Source organism: Cytobacillus solani (assembly GCF_001420595.1).
Taxonomy (GTDB): Bacteria; Bacillota; Bacilli; order Bacillales; family Cytobacillaceae; genus Cytobacillus; species Cytobacillus solani.
Map to the genome: position 1 here is coordinate 1,654,058 of NZ_LJIX01000006.1, position 15,770 is coordinate 1,669,827.

15 protein-coding genes are annotated in these 15,770 nt (G+C 36.6%); 10 read left to right on the top strand and 5 right to left on the bottom strand.

The annotated features are described in order from the left end of the window. Positions 1-56 precede the first annotated feature (56 nt). Complete coding sequence (locus AN957_RS10115) at positions 57-1,553, bottom strand: ATP-binding protein (protein ID WP_053475396.1); 1,497 nt, start codon at positions 1,551-1,553, stop codon at positions 57-59. Between the two features lie 205 nt (positions 1,554-1,758). On the opposite strand from AN957_RS10115, the gene AN957_RS10120 reads away from it, so the two are divergent. Further along, positions 1,759-2,202: a MarR family winged helix-turn-helix transcriptional regulator gene (locus tag AN957_RS10120; RefSeq protein ID WP_053475397.1), complete on the top strand. Its 444-nt coding sequence runs from the start codon at positions 1,759-1,761 to the stop codon at positions 2,200-2,202. A 136-nt stretch (positions 2,203-2,338) separates the two neighbouring features. Next, the gene (locus AN957_RS10125; protein ID WP_056683949.1) at positions 2,339-4,033 is read left to right on the top strand and encodes a M3 family oligoendopeptidase; all 1,695 of its coding nucleotides are present in this window, start codon (positions 2,339-2,341) and stop codon (positions 4,031-4,033) included. Between the two features lie 46 nt (positions 4,034-4,079). On the opposite strand, the gene AN957_RS10130 is transcribed toward AN957_RS10125, so the two are convergent. After that, positions 4,080-6,236, bottom strand: coding sequence for an ATP-dependent Clp protease ATP-binding subunit (locus tag AN957_RS10130; protein ID WP_056683952.1), 2,157 nt, complete (start codon positions 6,234-6,236; stop codon positions 4,080-4,082). Positions 6,237-6,408: 172 nt separating this feature from the next. Here AN957_RS10130 and AN957_RS10135 point away from each other — a divergent pair, with 172 nt between their 5' ends. Then, a complete protein-coding gene (locus AN957_RS10135; RefSeq protein WP_053475400.1) occupies positions 6,409-7,461 on the top strand; it encodes a YkvI family membrane protein in 1,053 nt (350 codons plus the stop codon). A 79-nt stretch (positions 7,462-7,540) separates the two neighbouring features. Here the strand turns inward: AN957_RS10135 and AN957_RS10140 are convergent, their stop codons facing one another. Both AN957_RS10140 and AN957_RS10145 read right to left on the bottom strand, forming a co-directional pair. Further along, positions 7,541-8,236 carry a hypothetical protein gene (locus tag AN957_RS10140; protein ID WP_056683955.1) on the bottom strand — a complete coding sequence of 232 codons (696 nt, stop codon included), beginning with the start codon at positions 8,234-8,236 and terminating at the stop codon, positions 7,541-7,543. A 143-nt stretch (positions 8,237-8,379) separates the two neighbouring features. Then, positions 8,380-8,991: a CPBP family intramembrane glutamic endopeptidase gene (locus tag AN957_RS10145; protein WP_053475402.1), complete on the bottom strand. Its 612-nt coding sequence runs from the start codon at positions 8,989-8,991 to the stop codon at positions 8,380-8,382. 183 nt (positions 8,992-9,174) lie between these two features. Here AN957_RS10145 and AN957_RS28475 point away from each other — a divergent pair, with 183 nt between their 5' ends. Further along, positions 9,175-9,285: a DUF6254 family protein gene (locus AN957_RS28475; protein WP_231690046.1), complete on the top strand. Its 111-nt coding sequence runs from the start codon at positions 9,175-9,177 to the stop codon at positions 9,283-9,285. 80 nt (positions 9,286-9,365) lie between these two features. Here the strand turns inward: AN957_RS28475 and AN957_RS10150 are convergent, their stop codons facing one another. After that, on the bottom strand, positions 9,366-9,554 hold the full coding sequence (locus tag AN957_RS10150; RefSeq protein WP_053475403.1) for a YkvS family protein: 189 nt from the start codon (positions 9,552-9,554) through the stop codon (positions 9,366-9,368). 220 nt (positions 9,555-9,774) lie between these two features. On the opposite strand from AN957_RS10150, the gene AN957_RS10155 reads away from it, so the two are divergent. The 6 genes from AN957_RS10155 to ptsP all read left to right on the top strand — a co-directional run bounded on the left by AN957_RS10155 (position 9,775) and on the right by ptsP (position 15,743). Next, positions 9,775-9,969: a hypothetical protein gene (locus AN957_RS10155; protein ID WP_053475404.1), complete on the top strand. Its 195-nt coding sequence runs from the start codon at positions 9,775-9,777 to the stop codon at positions 9,967-9,969. A 311-nt stretch (positions 9,970-10,280) separates the two neighbouring features. After that, entirely contained in the window at positions 10,281-11,216 is a 936-nt protein-coding gene (locus tag AN957_RS10160; RefSeq protein WP_056683958.1) for an AAA family ATPase, read from the top strand. A 1-nt stretch (position 11,217) separates the two neighbouring features. Further along, positions 11,218-12,414, top strand: a complete 1,197-nt coding sequence (locus AN957_RS10165; RefSeq protein ID WP_053475406.1) for a DUF58 domain-containing protein — start codon at positions 11,218-11,220, stop codon at positions 12,412-12,414. After that, positions 12,411-13,640, top strand: a complete 1,230-nt coding sequence (locus AN957_RS28075; RefSeq protein ID WP_053475407.1) for a hypothetical protein — start codon at positions 12,411-12,413, stop codon at positions 13,638-13,640. The genes AN957_RS10165 and AN957_RS28075 overlap by 4 nt, the downstream gene beginning before the upstream one ends. Before the next feature lie 130 nt (positions 13,641-13,770). Continuing rightward, positions 13,771-14,037 (top strand): phosphocarrier protein HPr, encoded by a 267-nt coding sequence (locus AN957_RS10175; protein ID WP_053475408.1) that lies wholly within the window; start codon positions 13,771-13,773, stop codon positions 14,035-14,037. Beyond that, entirely contained in the window at positions 14,037-15,743 is a 1,707-nt protein-coding gene (ptsP, locus tag AN957_RS10180) for a phosphoenolpyruvate--protein phosphotransferase (protein ID WP_056683961.1), read from the top strand. Before AN957_RS10175 ends, ptsP begins: the two co-directional genes overlap by 1 nt. Positions 15,744-15,770: the final 27 nt, after the last annotated feature.

The window sequence follows — 15,770 nt, forward strand, 5'->3', positions numbered from 1 at the left end:
CGATCGTTAAATAAGAAGAAGAGCCAAAAGAATTGGCTCTTCTTCTATGATTATTCCTATTTTTTGAGGGGTAAAAAAATATCAACTTGTGTTCCTATATTCACTTTACTTGTCAGGTGAATTTCTCCGCCAAATGACTGGATGATCCTTTTGCATACGACAAGACCAAGTCCTGTTCCAAACTCCTTGGAAGTGTAGAATGGCTGGAATATTTTTCCGAGAGCTTCATCAGGTATCCCTATTCCAGTGTCGGTTATTTTAATATGGCACTTGTTCGGAAGCTCGATCAGCTTAATTGTTAACAAGCCTCCAGCATGCATTGATTCAAAAGCATTTTTTGTTAAGTTAAGCAAAACTTGCTTTAATTGATCTTTCGTGCAATCAATATGAAGCGGCATATCTGGAATCATTGACTGATATTTAATATTGTTTAAATTTGCTTCAGAAATGATTAATGGTTCTATATCAATGATGATTTTTCGCAAATCCATGATTTCTGTTTTTTGAGCGGTAGGCTTCCCTAAAATAAGGAATTCGCTTACAATCTCATTAATTCGGTTAATTTCATCATTAATAACTGAGAAGTAGTATTGATCTTGCTCATTTGTATATTTTTCACTTAAAAGTTGAACAAGCCCTTTAATCCCTGTTAGCGGATTTCGAATTTCATGTGCTGTACTTGCCGCTAAGGTTCCAACAAGTTCAAGCTTTTGAAGCTCATTTTCCTTTTTCTCTTTTGCTGCTTGCCTTTTAAGCATTAAATACTTAATGAAAAGAAATAGAATATGAAATCCAAAAATGATTTGTATAATGACCATAATTGCATTTTTTATTAGTTCATTCAAGTTTCTTTCCGGTACTTCGACTTTAATATTCCAAGCGACCCGATCTATTGGGATTGAAATTGAGCGATCTTTGGATAGTTCACCGCTACCATCCATATTAATATCCATGATCATAGCCCCATTTGGATTGGTGACAGAAAGCTTAGTGTCAGGAGTTAGTACTCTCATAATATTTTGAACATAATCTACTCGCAAATGTGCGATAAGAATGGAAACTACTTGACCACTTCTGTCTAAAACAGGCTTCCCAATTCCAATGACTTTCTGACCGTTTGTCAGCGTTTCCTGATGATCAGAAATAATAAGATCCTTTGTGCGGTTAATTTCCTTTATGTATTCATTATTAGATAAATTTGTATCCTGTAAAAAGGAGTTAGAGCCAGTAATAACTGTTCCATTCGGATTAAGTAAATAGATCCCGCCATATCGTGGGTCCTTCCAATGGGTTTTGAGCAGAAGCGGCTCGAGTTTTTCTGGTGTTTTTGCTACAGTTTCTGCAGTTATCGCGAGTATATCCAATGAAGTTACGGTTTCAGCAATAAATTGATCCCAGCTTTTTTGATGAATGGATGCAACCCAACGTGCTTGCTCTTTCCTCTCTTGATTATCTAGACCAATTGCTTCATTAAAATAATATAAAAGACTGATAAGTGTTGGAATAATAACAATGATAATGTATAAAAAGAAATTATAATTATGTCTTTTCATTTAATAACCCCATATTGTAATTTTAATACCAGTATAGTATATCATTAATAAGAATTTTTCGTTTTATTTTATCAATATATTGAAAAAAACAATAACTTTTCAAAAAAAGCATTATAAATTGACATGTGCGCTTTGTTTTTTTATAATTTATTTAGAATTCAAGATAATTTAATTCATCATTATAAAAAAAAGGATTTGGATAAAGATGAGTTCTGAACAAGTCAACCAATCATTAAAGTTATTTATTGTACTGTCACGGGCCTATCGTGCAGTAAATGAAAATGTGAACAAGCTTATTCAAACATATGGACTTAATCCAACTGAATTTGCGGTTATGGAGCTTCTTTACCATAAGGGAGATCAGCCGCTGCAGCAAATTGGCGGTAAAATTTTGTTAGCAAGCGGAAGTATTACGTATGTAGTTGATAAGCTTGAACAAAAGGGACTGTTAAAAAGAGTGGCCTGTCCAAAAGATAGACGGGTTACGTATGCTCAAATTACGGAGAAGGGCAAGTCCTTTATTGAGGATGTATTTCCGGATCATGCTAAGCAAATTAATATGCTTATGTCTGAACTTTCGGAGGATGAAAAGGAATCAGTGATTACGATTCTGAAAAAGCTGGGATTATCACAGTCAAACTTTGAATAATAACCAGAGTAAAACACGGTCATCGAATGGCTGTGTTTTTAATTTTTATAATTTTGCAGCCTATTGCAGGAAATTATTTGCGGCTGTCGAAATGCTTTAAGTAGGTTTTTAATTAGAGTAATAAGGGGGCAATCGAATGAGTTTTACTAATTATACATATACTCGTCCTAATATGGATGAGATCAGCAGACAATTTGAAGCAGCGATTAAGAAGTTTAGTGAAGCGTCTTCAGCAGATGCGCAAAATCAAGTAATGAAAGAAATCAATGATATTCGAAATGACGTAGGTACGATGTTCAACCTCTGTTATATTCGCCATTCAATTGATACCAATGATGAGTTTTATAAAGCAGAACAGGATTATATGGATGAAATTCAGCCTGTTATTGAAGGGTTTGTAACAAGATATGCTGAAGAACTAGTTAAATCTGCTTTTCGCTCGGAGTTAGAGGAGAAGTGGGGAAGTCAATTATTTGCTTTGGCTGAAGCACAATTGAAGGCTTTCTCACCAGAAATTGTGCCTTTACTGCAAAAGGAAAATAAACTTTCATCTGATTATACAAAATTAATTGCCTCAGCAAAAATTGATTTTGAAGGGGAAGAACGTACGCTTGCCCAAATGGAACCATTTGCAGAATCTACTGACCGTGATGTAAGAAAGCGAGCAAATGAGGCACGCTTCGGATTTTTAGCCGAAAATGAGAATGAGCTTGACCGAATCTATGATGAGCTAGTAAAAGTCCGTACGGAAATTGCTCAAAAACTAGGGTATGATAATTTCGTTGAGCTTGCCTATTTGCGTATGATGCGCACAGATTATGATGCTTCCATGGTGGCGAAATTCCGCGATCAAGTGAAAGAATTTATTGTGCCAATGGCGACAGCGCTAAAAGAACGTCAAAGAGAGCGTATCGGTTTAGATAAGCTGAAATATTATGATGAAGCCTTTAACTTTAAGACAGGGAATGCTGTACCAAAAGGAAGCCCCGAGTGGATTGTTGAAAATGGACAAACCATGTACGATGAGCTTTCTAAAGAAACTGGAGAATTTTTCTCCTATATGAGAGAAGAGGAATTAATGGACCTTGTTGCGAAAAAGGGCAAGGCTGGCGGGGGCTATTGTACATTTATTGAAAATTACAAAGCACCATTTATTTTCTCGAACTTTAATGGGACTTCTGGAGACATCGATGTTCTTACTCACGAGGCAGGGCATGCCTTCCAGGTATATTCCAGCCGCCATTTTGAAATCCCGGAATACAATTGGCCAACGTATGAGGCATGTGAAATTCATTCAATGAGTATGGAATTCTTTACATGGCCTTGGATGGAAAAGTTCTTTAAAGAGGACACAGAGAAGTATAAATTTTCCCATTTAAGCAGTGCATTACTATTTCTTCCATATGGGGTAGCGGTTGATGAATTCCAGCATTGGGTGTATGAAAATCATACGGCTACACCATCTGAAAGAAAGTCTGCTTGGCGTGAAATTGAGAAGAAATATATGCCGCATAAAGATTATGATAGCAATGAATATTTGGAAAATGGCGGTTTCTGGCAGCGCCAAGCACATATTTATAATTCACCATTCTATTATATTGATTATACGCTGGCCCAAATTTGTGCCTTCCAATTTTGGAAGCGTTCAAGAGATAATCAGGAAGAGGCGTGGAAAGATTATGTCCACCTTTGCAGTTTAGGAGGCAGCAAAGCATTTACAGGCCTTGTAAAAGAAGCAAACTTAATTTCTCCATTTGATGAGGGCTGTGTAGAGTCGGTTGTTGGGGTTATTGAAAGCTGGTTAAACTCGGTGAATGATAAAGAATTATAAAAAAAGGTCTGGGAGTGTTCCCAGACCTTTTCCTTATTTAATATGCTTATGGAAGTAACTGAATCTTTATTTCCCCATCCTGAAGAACGGCATGAAGCGGTTGTTCACCATGATGATCGATAATAAAATCAGCTAATTTATCCTCTAATTGATCTTGAATCACTCTTCTTAATGGGCGAGCCCCAAAGGCAGGGTGATATCCAAGCTCAGCTAGCGTTTCCTTCACATCTTCTGTAACCAAAAGCTGGATGTTTTGTTCGTCCAATGTTCCTTGAAGTTCTTTTAGCATCAGCTCGACAATCTCCAGTAAATGTTCCTTTTCAAGCGATTTAAACTCGATAATGCTGTCAAATCGGTTTAAGAACTCTGGTTTAAAGAAATTTCCTAAGGAGTCTAAAATACTAGCTTCTTTCATTACTTCGCTGTTCATCGCAAATCCGACATGAATTTCCTTGTGCTGAACACCTGCATTGCTTGTCATGATAATGACAGTATCTTTAAAGCTGACTGTTCGGCCTTGGCTATCAGTTAATCTTCCATCCTCAAGAATTTGCAGGAACATATGCTGAACATCTGGATGCGCCTTTTCAATTTCATCTAGAAGAATAATGCTATAAGGATTACGGCGAACCTTTTCTGTCAATTGGCCAGCTTCTTCATGTCCAACATATCCTGGCGGTGAACCAATTATTTTTGAAACACTATGCTTTTCCATATACTCACTCATATCGAGGCGAATCATAGTGTCTTTTGAACCAAATAGTTCTTCTGCAAGTGTTTTTGTCAGCTCAGTTTTCCCGACACCTGTTGGACCAACAAATAGGAAGGATCCAATCGGACGATTTTTTGCTTTTAACCCGGCACGGCTTCTGCGGATTGCCTTTGTTACTTTTTGAACCGCTTCTTGTTGTCCAATTACCTTTTGTGACAGATTTGCCTCAAGATTTTGCATTTTCGCTTGCTCATCATCCATTAGCTTGCCAACAGGAATTCCAGTTTTCTTTTCAATGATTTCCTGAATATGTTTGACTTCAACAACTGGACGTGAGGAATGATCCTTTTTGTTTAAGGCTTTCTCAAGCTTTATTTCTTCTTCACGAAGTTTAGCTGCTTCCTCGTATTTTTCTTCTTTTAAAACAATCTCTTTTTGCTTACTAATTTCATTTAATCGTTCTTCAATTTGTTCGGATGGTGTAGTGTCAGAAATTAGATTAAGCTTAGAGCCTGCTTCATCCATTAGATCAATCGCCTTATCAGGAAGGAACCGATCCTGAATATAGCGGCTGGACAATTGGACACAGGCACGAATGGCCTCATCTGTAAAGGCTACTTCATGATAATCTTCGTATTTTGATTGAAGACCTTTAAGAATGTTTATGGCTTCCTTTTCAGTTGGCTCCTGTACATAGACTGGCTGGAATCGGCGCTCAAGCGCAGGATCTTTCTCAATTTGGCGGTATTCTTTTAAGGTAGTTGCCCCAACAACTTGAAGTTCTCCTCTTGCTAAGGCAGGTTTAAGAATATTTCCGGCATCCATTGATCCTTCGGCAGAGCCCGCGCCTACTAGTAAATGAATTTCATCAATAAAGAGAATAATATTCTTTCTTTCTTGTAATTCACTAATTAATTGTTTCATTCTTTCTTCAAATTGACCGCGAATACCTGTATTTGCAACTAGAGAAGCCACATCAAGCAAATAGACTTCCTTGTTCAATAGTTTTTTCGGTACTTTTCCTTCTGAAATAAGCAGAGCAAGTCCTTCAGCAATTGCTGTTTTCCCAACACCAGGTTCTCCGATTAATACAGGATTATTTTTATTTCTTCTATTTAATATTTCAATTACACGGCTGACTTCCTCGTTCCGCCCGATGACAGGATCAATTAAGCCTGAACCTGCTAGCTGAGTTAAGTTCCGTCCAAATTGATCAATAAAACCTCCAGAGCGCTTATTGTTCTTTTTATTTTCCGTTGAACGCTGATTTTCTATTGAACCTTGAGAAGGCATCATTTGTTGAAAGAAATGTTCAAATGGCATTTGATTGAAGTTTGAAAAGCCGCTCAAATTAGAACCAAAGGAGGTGCCAATCTTAGTTTTTTCTTCTTGATAGCAGCTTTGGCAAAGAAGTAGATTATTCTCTATTCCGTTCATGTTTACTCTAAATTTAATATTGGCTTCGTTTTGCTGACATTTTTGACAAAGCATTTGAAAACCCTCCTATAATATTTGACTTTGACTATATTTGACTTTATGAACTCATTATACTTTGACCTTTTTTGACTTTCAAGTATTTTGTTTTGGAAATGATTTCAAAATGAAAAAGCTCGTCTTAGTTTGATCTTATGTTCATATATTGGTTGGGAAGGAGGAGATTTTAGTGAAAACAAACTGGGGTGCAGCCTGTCAAATTGCTGCCGTCTATGTAGGGACGGTAGTCGGTGCCGGGTTTGCAACTGGTCGGGAAATTGTTGAATTTTTTTCTCGGTTTGGATTTATCGGTTTCATATCAATTTTAATGAGTGGTTATATATTTATTTTTCTCGGTTCGAAGGGAATGAGAATAGCAGCTCGTATTCAGGCAACATCCTATCAGGAATTAAATGAATATTTATTTGGAAGGTTCTTTGGTTCAATCATAAATGTACTCATGCTGTTGATGCTGTTAGGTGTATGTGCTGTGATGCTAGCCGGAGCAGGTGCGGTATTTGAGGAGCAATTGGGACTTACGAAGAGTCTAGGAATATTTTTAACGATTGGATTATCCATTATTGTTATGGTCGTTGGGATTAAAGGCTTGTTTGCAGTCAATACGTTTGTTGTTCCAATGATGATAGCGTTTAGTTTTTTTCTTATGATTCTCTCAATGAAGCTTCCTAACTTTATGGAACAGCTATTATTTATCCCCTTTGCTGAAGATGGCTGGAAAGCAGTTGTTGCTCCTTTTTCATATGCTGCCCTTAATTTAACATTAGCCCAAGCTGTTTTAGTGCCGGTAGCAGCAGAAATAAAGGATGATCGGACCATTAAGTGGGGAGGAATTCTTGGAGGGGGAGCTTTAACGATCATTCTTATTTCAACTCATATGACATTAGTGATGCTCCCGAATCTTGAAAGCTACGATATTCCGATGGGAGTCATAATGAGGACGGCTGCTTCTTCATTTTTCTGGATTTATGTATTAATTATATATGGGGAAATATTTACATCGGTTATTGGGAATGTGTTTGGGGTTGAACGGCAGGTGAGAAAGTATATATCAATTCCGAGTATTGTCACAGTTATGATTATATTTGTCATTTGCTATTTCATCAGTTTTATTAATTATGGGACATTACTATCTTACTTGTATCCTCTTTTCGGTTATATAAGCATTATTTTTATTGTTTTATTATGGATGAAGCCTTTTGAAGAAAATAAAGACCCGAAATAGTTCGGGTCTTTATCCTAAAGTGTCTAGCGTGAGCAGCCTACCCCCGACGTAGGTGTGATCGAGGTGCTTGCACATTTCTTTATTCAGCTTTACCTGCGGCAATTGTTTTACCCATTTGCAGGAAAGCATCTTTGTAATCTGAATCTTTTTTCGTGAAAATCGTAAATTTAAAAGGCTTCTCTACGTTTTTAATCATATATGCTGTAACGATATCCTCATCCGTTGAAGTTTCCATTGCGATCGAATCCTTAAAGAAATCTTCACTTGGCACTTCAATGGTTTCTACTTCTTCGTTGACTGCAGCAAGCTGTGCTTTTGTGTTTTCAACAATTGTGTCCCATTGCATATCAGTTGGGAGCATTTCTATTCTCATAAATACTTGCCCATCTTCAGATAAATATAGGCTATCTTTATTAGGCTCCTCTGCAGTTAGTTCATATCCAGGAAGCACATATAATGAATAATTCTGATTATCGCTTTCCTTTAGAATAGCAGTTTCTTCTTTCTTTTCACCATTCTCCTGGTATTGAAGCTTTTGTTCGGAGCTTCTGGAACTTACACCTTCATTATTTTCATCTAAGCCTGATTCAGCATTTTGGTTTTCGTCTGATTCATTATTATTTGTTGCTTGATTTTCATTTTGCTCAACCTGTTCAACGTCTTCGGTTGAGGTAGCTCCATTTGATCCGTTGTTATTGTCCTCACTTGTCCCGCATCCAGTAAGAATGACCCCAAGTATACCTGTTAAAAGAAACCATTTTGCAATTATTTTCATCTTGTTTACCTCCCGTTGTGACAATTCAATCTTTCAAAAGAGTAGACTTAAAATGTAACAAAAGAGTTACAATGCTTGTCCCCCTATGATTCATACATTAACATTCCTGCATTTATTCAACAACCTATTTTCATAAATAAGTACTAATAGAACGGAAAAATGAGAAATAATAGTAAATCAAATAGTAAGTGGGAAACAATAACGAGCGGCATGCTCTTCTTCCATGAATATAGAAAGCCCCAATAAATCCCTGCAATGAAAGCTGCGAATGCGAGTATCCAGTGTGTGGAGTATAAATGAACAGACGCATAAAGTATGGATGACAGGAAAATACCAGCAGGAATCGATGTAAATTTCAAAAGTCTTTTTTGGACAAAACCTCGCCAAAAAATTTCCTCTCCGGGTACAGCAATTAATATGAGAACAATGTAATGCCAAAGCAAAGTAGGTGAATATCGTCCATATAATTTAGAAATTTCTTTTGTAAAAGGGAGATTCAGCAGCTCAAATAAGCTGTTCCCAACCCAAAATATACCGTATAGAAGAATTCCTGATAGGGCTCCATATAAAATATAGGAAAAAAATGACAATTGATCCTCTACTTCTTCATTTAAAATGGAATAACTTATTAAAAACAAAAGTGACGCTGTGAAAATATACCAAAATACAGCTTTGTCTTGAAAAGTAAAATACATTAATACATGTGCTAATAGTAACCCGATTATAAGTCGAAAATCGGTTGTAAGTTTCTTCAACCGTACAAACCCCTTTCTAATACTCCTCCTGTGCAAGTTAGAACCTCTATTTTTCTGTGTTAACATTCCTATTTTAACAAAAAGAAAACTTGAAATGGAAGGGAAAAGGTCATTCGTGAAATTTCCAACATTAAAATGGTCAAAAAATGTTCATCCTATTAATGAATTGAAAGGGGTGAGAACGTGACGAGAAATAAACGTGAAAAAGAACGTGCTTGGACAGTAAGAAAGCAAGAACAAAACCCTCATGGGAAGGTAAAATCTTTAAAAGAGCTTTCTCGTGATAAGGAGTAGATTGCAAAGCTTGCTATAAAAAATAAAAAGCAGCGTAATGCTGCTTTTTATTAGAATTTTGTATGCGTTTTCAAACCATTTTACAAAGAAGCCTCTTTAATTACTTTATAGTTTTTATGATTAACGACCGTTCGTTGTTCCAGTTCAAGATCGCGGTAATTATCCATATAGGATAAATCGACAATAACAGAATTTTCGTTTACCTTCTCGACAATCCCTTGTAAACCTTCACGAAATTCAATGATGTTGCCAACCTCTGCTCTCTTCAAATGCCTCTCTCCTTTTCATCATTAGTTCAATAAAATGATTACTAACAGTTTGCACTAATTTTATTCATTCGTAAAGAATAATGTGTTTTTTTGTATTATTTTTCAAAATCCTGACAAAATTTTGCTCATACGGAAGATATTAATTTCAAGAAAGAGGGGTTACACGTTAATGAAATTGCGATAAAATGAAGTGTAAATATATATGTAAAGGTGTATAGAAATGAAAGAAGAACACATACAAGAAGTATTGGATAAATTAAAGAACGGTGAGCTGACGGAATACTATGTTTCTAAGGAGGATTTTCTTCCTGTTCGAAATGTGCTTGTTAAACGGGCAGATTTTAAAAATTTCAGGGGAATCGCTAAAAGGGGTGGAGCTGTCCTCTATAGATATATGGAAACACCGCGGAGTTAATAAGTTGTTCTAATGGAAAAGACACTGCCAGCAGATTATGATGCTATCTTTAGCCGTCATGATCATTATAGGAAATGAAGCATTGGCTGTTGTTACTGCAATTGGTGCAACATTAACTAGATTAGGTATATTGGCGTTTGTTTGAAATATATGAAGAATTGGAAAGTATAAAAAGGAGAGAGCACCTAGGATTTTTATCTAGGTGTTCTCCTTTTTTTTCCTATCGTAAATAATTGTATTTTTAATTTTCAAAAAAGGAGAAAATACTATATATTAATGTTAGTGGAAAAATAATCCTACTAGGAGGGACTATGAAAGACTTAGAAAATCTTCAAGCGGAAATTAGAAAGGTAATGATAGGAAAAGAAAAAGAGGTTGAACTTTTTGTTATTTCATTATTATTTAACGGTCATATTTTAATGGAAAGTGTACCTGGAACCGGAAAAACAATGCTGGCTAAAACATTTGCGAACACAATGAATGGGGCATTTTCAAGAATTCAATTTACACCAGATGTATTGCCAAGTGATGTAACTGGAATCCAATTTTTTAATCCAAAGAAACAGGAATTTGAATTTAAACCCGGTCCGATTATTGCTAATGTTGTCCTTGCGGATGAAATCAACCGGGCTACTCCAAGAACACAATCGAGTTTGCTTGAGGTGATGGAGGAAAAGCAAGTGACTATTGATGGACATACGATCCCTGTTTCTGATCCATTTATGGTTATAGCAACACAAAACCCCGTTGAATCACAGCAAGGGACATTTCCACTGCCGGTCGCCCAATTGGACCGTTTCTTTATGAAGCTATCGATGAGATATCCAACCTTTGAGGAAGAGCGGGAAATGCTCCAAATCTCTAGGAGGGGGAATCAAGCTAAAGAGGTGTCGGCAATAGTAACAAGTGTCGACATTGAAAAAATGAGAAACCAAGTAAAAGAAATTAGCGTAAATGATGAGGTTGAATCCTATTTACTTCAGATTGTAAGAAAGACGAGAGAACATCCTTCGATTGAATTAGGTGTCAGTCCGAGAGGAGCATTAGCCTTAATGAAGGCAGCTCAGGGAAAAGCATTTTTAGAAGGAAGGACATATGTGATACCCAATGACATTAAAGAGATGATTCCATATGTTTTAAGCCATAGGATTTTCTTAACGACTGAAGGGTCACTGACAAAAACGCCTGAAAAAGTTCTTGAAGAAGTGATTGAATCAGTCCCAGTTCCAGTTGAAGCAGGAGCTTAATATGGAATGGGAAAAATATTCAGTAGAAGATAATTCTTTATCGATTACAGGGGTATTGGCCACAATTTTATTTTTTGCTAGTTTCTATTTTCAATCCTGGCTTGTTTTCTTAACCGCGGTAATGATATTGATTTTCATCTTTGCTAATTCATTTTATTTAAAACATATAGGTAAACATCTTTATTTTGAAAATACGTTACAGAGAAATAAATTTTTCCCGGAAGAAAAAGGGGAGTGGGTGTTAACGTTTGCAAATAAAGGATATCCAATTATGAAAGGGAATGTACGTATTTATTTTGATGATAATGTCGAACCAATAGATGGATTTGGGCAGAAGAGGTCCGGACAATTTGAGTTAAATATCCCTTTTTCACTGAATTATAATCAGATTAGTACGCTTAAGATTCCTTTTACAACGAGAAAAAGAGGAGTTGCGAAGATTAGAAGAATCGAATGGCATATCCCGCATTTTTTCGGTCTTGGAGAAACGGTTTTGGAATATAAGAGCTTAGTCATGCAAGAGGCTCTCATTTATCCATTGCCAATCCCGGTCATAAATATGCGTTCATTCCTTTCCGCTCGTCCTGGGGAATCATTTGTTTCACATTCTTTATATGAGGATTACTTATCACCTGCTGGTACGAGAGAGTATGTATATTCTGATAGCTTCAAAAGAATCAATTGGAAGGCAAGTGCGAAAATGCAAACATTGCAGACAAAAGTTTTTGATAGTGTTGCAGAGGTGGGCTGGCATTTGTCGCTTAACTTAGCAGATAAACACGCGATTACGAATAAGCTCGAACAATTATTAAGCAGTGTGGCAGAATTGGCTTATTTTTTTACGAAGCAAAATATCCCGTATTCTCTTTGTATTAATATGCGATTCGCAGGGACAATCCCTTTTTACTATATTCCTGCTGGCTCAGGCAAAGAGCAGCTGCAAAAAGTTCTTGAGGCGCTGGCAATAGTTGATCAACAACCATCTATTTATCCTTATGAAAAAATGCTGTCTTTTTATTATCATCACTTGGCCCCCCAGCCTTATCATATTCACGGGGGGGAAAGTTCACCCCGTTCGGAGGAATTATTCAGCTTAATCCAAAAAAGAGGAGCAACCCTGTTAGAGCTTTATCCGAATGACAAGGATGCGGTGCTTAAGTTAAAGCAATCCCTAGTGTATGAGGGGGTGGCGAGATGATAAAGAGCATTTGGAATGTAATGTACTTACTTATTATCGAAATTATTTTTGGTGCACTTGTCTTTTTTGCGTTAAATGCTTTAGATGGAAATAAAGTGTCGCTTCTTTTCTATTTTATTATCATGATCACCAGTTGCCTTGTTTTTCTCTTTTTGCTGGAAATGTTTAAAGAGAGGGGAAAGCTGCTATTTTTTGTTCTTTTGTTACCTGCTATGTTAATCGTGTGGCATTCCCTGGGGGTTCCCATCTTTTTTAGCCTTCTCATTAGTTTCTTAGTGTTTTGGCGGACAATATCCCATGTGAATGAACAAGATAAACAAAATCAGGGAAAATGGTTATTATTTTCAATTCTCCTTGGGGTATTTATCCTTTTTATGGGGGGAGCGTCTTCTCCTGCAAACATAGCAGCCATTGGTGGTTTGATGATCACTCAAGTATTATTTATTATCATCGGTGGATTTCTAAGGCGCTGGCTTGATGTAGATACGAAAATTAAAAACAAAAAGCAATTTTTTCTCCCCTTCTTATCGATTATCTTATTTATAGGGACAGCCGGATTACTTATTACCGTTGGGAGAAATGTATTTAAAGCACTATTTTTTTCAGTGCTAAATCTAGGAGTTTATATCATTACGTTCATTGCAAAGCCTTTTTTTAACTGGGCGGAATCACAGGACTGGTCGAAAAAGATTGCCGAGCTGATAGACAGCGAAGAACAAGAAGCATCAGAAGAAACACCTATTGAGCTGGATGAACTAGGGCAGAATGCTTTTCTAGATCCTACAGTTATTGCAACCATTCTTTTTATTGCTATCCTTCTATTCTTCTTTTTCTATATTTATAAAAGGAATAGGAAGAAAATAAACGAGGGTGACATGGGTCCAGTTGCTGGTTTTTTTACTGAGAGTTCTTTTATGAAAGACAGGACAGGTATTTTTCAAAATAGGAAGAGAATCCCGCCGACAGATTCGATTCGTAAAGAAATATTTGCTCTTGAACGTTTTGCTAAAAAGCTGAATTTAGGAAGGCAATCATATGAATCACTATCGGAATGGATGAATCGAGTCGGAATGCTTGATACGAGTGACATCATTTCTGTTTATGAAAAAGTGAGGTATGGTGGTTTTCATTATACAAAGCAGGAAGAAACACACTTTCTCAAGAGAATCGAAGAGAAGAAACGCGAGTTAAAAGAAATTAGAAAAACCTCTAAGAAACCTATATAAACATAGGAAGTGTATTACGTGTGAGATTTTTTATACATGAAATAACAATCATTGGAAAAAATAATACGTGAAGTATGGATATATGTGTACATACACGTATCCATAAAGAAGAAAAGGAGTTTGATCGAAAATGGTTGAAAAACAATTTACTGTAACAGCAGATACTGGTATTCATGCTCGTCCAGCAACATTATTAGTACAGACAGCAAGTAAGTTTAATGCTGATATACATTTAGAATATAAAGGGAAAACTGTTAATTTAAAATCAATAATGGGTGTTATGTCTCTCGGTATCGGTCAAGGTGGAGAAATCAAGATTTCTGCTGATGGCAGTGATGAGCAGGAGGCGATTGCCGGCATAGAAGAAACATTGAAAAAAGAAGGATTGGCAGAATAATGAGCTTCTTAAATGGAATAGCTGCTTCAAGTGGAATTGCCATTGCAAAAGCCTATCGATTAGTCGAACCGGATCTGTCTTTTGAGAAAAAAAACATTAAAGATTCTACAGAGGAAATTGCACGCTTTCAATCAGCTCTATCAGCTTCTAAAAGTGAACTGGAAGTTATCCGTGATAATGCACTTAAAAAACTAGGTGCAGATAAAGCTGCAATTTTTGACGCACATTTACTCGTATTGAGTGACCCAGAGCTTATACATCCAATTGAAGATAAAATAAAAAATGAGCAAGTAAGTGCTGAGTATGCGTTAAAAGAAACGGCAGATATGTTTGTGATGATGTTTGAACAAATGGAAAATGAATACATGAAGGAACGGGCGGCAGATATTCGTGATGTAACAAAGAGGGTGCTTTCTCATTTACTTGGTGTTCAAATAGTTAATCCAAGTTTGATCGCAGAGGAGGTTATCATCATTGCTGAAGATCTAACGCCATCTGATACAGCTCAGTTAAATAGACAATTTGTCAAAGGATTTGCTACCGATATAGGAGGAAGAACATCTCACTCAGCTATTATGGCACGTTCTTTAGAAATCCCTGCTGTAGTAGGTACGAAGGAATCTACAAAAGTCATTCAAAATGGGGACTTACTTATAGTAGATGGATTAAAAGGGCTTGTTCATATTAATCCGACACCTGAGGCAGTTGTTGAATATGAGAAAGAATTAAGAAATCATGAGATTCAGAAAACAGAGTGGGCGAAACTTATTCATGAAAAATCGTTCACGGCTGATCAATCCTTTGTTGAACTTGCCGCCAATATTGGAACGCCTAATGATCTTGAAGGTGTAATTAATAATGGCGGGGAGGGTATCGGACTTTATCGAACTGAATTTTTATATATGGGGAGAAGTCAGCTGCCGACGGAAGAAGAACAGTTTGAGTCGTATAAGTCAGTATTAGAAGGGATGTCCGGAAAACCTGTAGTTGTTCGAACACTTGATATTGGCGGAGACAAAAAACTGCCTTACTTAAACCTTCCTGAAGAACTGAATCCTTTCTTAGGTTTTCGTGCTATTCGTTTATGCTTGGAGCAGCAGGACATGTTCCGTACCCAATTGCGAGCATTGCTACGAGCAAGTTCATATGGCAATTTAAAAATTATGTTTCCGATGATTGCAACCCTTGAAGAATTTCGTGAAGGAAAATCCATTTTAGAAGAAGAGAAGCAGAAGTTAGTAAGTGAAGGGGAGAAGGTCAGTGATCATATTGAGGTTGGCATTATGGTTGAAATTCCCTCAACTGCTGTATTAGCCGACCAATTTGCAAAGGAAGTTGACTTCTTTAGCATTGGAACGAATGATTTAATTCAATATACAATGGCTGCTGATCGGATGAATGAAAGGGTCTCCTATTTATATCAGCCATACAATCCGTCAATATTGCGTTTAATTAAAATGGTTATTGATGCTGCTCATCAGGAAGGAAAATGGGCTGGTATGTGTGGGGAGATGGCTGGTGATGAAATGGCTATCCCGTTGTTATTAGGACTCGGACTAGATGAGTTTTCAATGAGCGCTACTTCCATATTAAAGGCACGTTCGCAAATTCGGAATCTAAATAAAAAAGAGATGGAAAAGCTTGCTGCAGATGCTTTAAAAATGAAAACAGCTGATGAGGTTTTACGTGCTGTGAAAAAAATTTAATAATTAGTTTATTTTTAGGTTTAATGA